Source organism: Halomonas sp. BM-2019 (genome assembly GCF_017584085.1).
Genome location: NZ_CP071922.1, coordinates 2,806,229 through 2,807,921, shown reverse-complemented (window position 1 = coordinate 2,807,921; position 1,693 = coordinate 2,806,229). Strand labels below are relative to the sequence as shown.

Here is a 1,693-nt window from a genome sequence, read left to right as displayed (position 1 = left end):
GAAAGCCGATCCGGATGTCGTTGAGGAAATCGTGAACATCAAAGGCCTTGATGGGCTCAAAGATGCGGTGGTCGGGGCGCTAAAAAAATCGGGTGGGAACCTGGCTAGTTACGAGGGAACTGATAGGAAATTTAATTACTTCGGAGTCATCACGGGTTACAACGAGACCGAGATTGCGACCAGGGTCATTAAGTTCTCGATGAACCTGAAAACAACCAAGGTTGATTCCTTGTGTGTCCATTACACGAAGACTAATCTTGATACGGCCTATGATACGTATCAGTTTGTTGCGGACAAGGATTTGATGATCAAGATGCAAGAAAAGATGGGGGATCAGCTGGTTGAATATATGGCCGATAAGCTGCTGGAGTTCGTCAAGGCGTTCTATGACAAACAGTTGGCTGCCTATCAGCAGAACTTGGCTGATCTTCTGAAAAATAAGCAGTGACTGGGATTCAGGTTCTTCAGCGGGAGTTTCGTGCAAACTTGGTCACCAGGATTCCTGGCTCGGAATGGTTGGTGGCCATGTTGTCACACCTCACACTGTGCCTGTCGGAAGGGGCGACTCCGTTGCTGGTGTCAAACCTTCCACGGCTGTAAGCCTTGCTAACTCACGAGGTCAGGATTCATCGAGGCTCGGGGAGAGCCTGGTGCGGATGGGGAGACTTGAACTCCCACGCCCGAAGGCACCAGAACCTAAATCTGGCGTGTCTACCAATTCCACCACATCCGCACGGGTAGGCAGGCGACCATATTTTACGGACGCGCCCTCGCAAGTCAATGCGCATCGGGAAGTTCCAGGTAGTCGGCGGCGGCCGCGGCCATGGCACGAGGATCGCCGGCCGGCAGCCGGGGGATCACGCCCAGGCAGGGGGCGGGCAGGGTGCGCGTCAGGGTGGCCAGGTTGTCACGGTAGAGGGCGTCGTCCGCGGCGAAGGCCGGGTCCACCAGGCTGCCGATCCAGCCGGCCAGGTGCAGGCCGTCGGCGCGGACGGCCTCGGCGGTGAGCCGCGCGTGGCTGAGGCAACCCAGCCGCAGGCCCACCACCAGCAGCACGGGCAGCTCCATCGCCAGGGCGAGCTCGGCGAGGTCCTCGCCCTCGTTGAGCGGCACCCGCCAGCCGCCGGCGCCCTCCACCAGGGTCAGGTCGCGCTCCAGGGCAAGCAGCGGGCGCAGCCAGGCGGTCAGCTCGGCCAGCTGAACCTCGGCTCCGGCGCGCCGGGCCGCCAGGTGGGGAGCGATGGCGGGGGCGAAGGCGAAGGGGTTGATCGTGGCGTAGGCCACTGCCTGGTCCCTTGAAGAGTCCGCCGCCGGTGCGCTCTGGGCCTGCAGGGCCAGGGCATCGGCGTTGCGCAGGCCCTCGGGGGTGGCTTCGCTGCCCGAGGCGATGGGCTTGAGGCCCAGGGTGGTCTGGCCGGCGCGACGCGCCCGGGCCAGCAGGCCGGCGCTGGCCAGGGTCTTGCCGGCGTCGGTGTCGGTGCCGGTGACGAAGTAGGCGGGCATCGCGTCTCCTCAGTCGCGGGTGAGGTCGAGTGTCAGCAGCTGGTAGGTCACCGGCAGGCCCGCGGGCTCGCGCAGCGCCTCATGGCGTCGCCGGGCCCGGGCCAGGTCGGCGCGGGTGAGGCGGGCCCCGGGGCGCGCGGTCTGGGCGCCGACCCCCTTGATGGAGGCCATCACCGCGGCCAGGTCGGGA

At 64.3% G+C, this 1,693-nt stretch carries 2 protein-coding genes, 1 tRNA gene and 1 pseudogene; 1 reads left to right on the top strand and 3 read right to left on the bottom strand.

The genetic code is table 11. From position 1 onward, the window contains the following. The coding region (locus J5F18_RS14030) for a hypothetical protein (RefSeq protein WP_346299211.1) at positions 1-448 on the top strand (448 nt) is incomplete at its 5' end. A gap of 200 nt (positions 449-648) precedes the next feature. Here J5F18_RS14030 and J5F18_RS14025 read toward each other — a convergent pair. The 3 genes and pseudogenes from J5F18_RS14025 to J5F18_RS14015 all read right to left on the bottom strand — a co-directional run. Then, a tRNA-Leu gene (locus J5F18_RS14025) sits at positions 649-733 on the bottom strand. A 44-nt stretch (positions 734-777) separates the two neighbouring features. Further along, positions 778-1,503 (bottom strand): dethiobiotin synthase, encoded by a 726-nt coding sequence (bioD, locus tag J5F18_RS14020; RefSeq protein WP_346299210.1) that lies wholly within the window; start codon positions 1,501-1,503, stop codon positions 778-780. 9 nt (positions 1,504-1,512) lie between these two features. Next, positions 1,513-1,693: pseudogene (locus tag J5F18_RS14015) on the bottom strand (SAM-dependent methyltransferase); the annotation flags it as partial.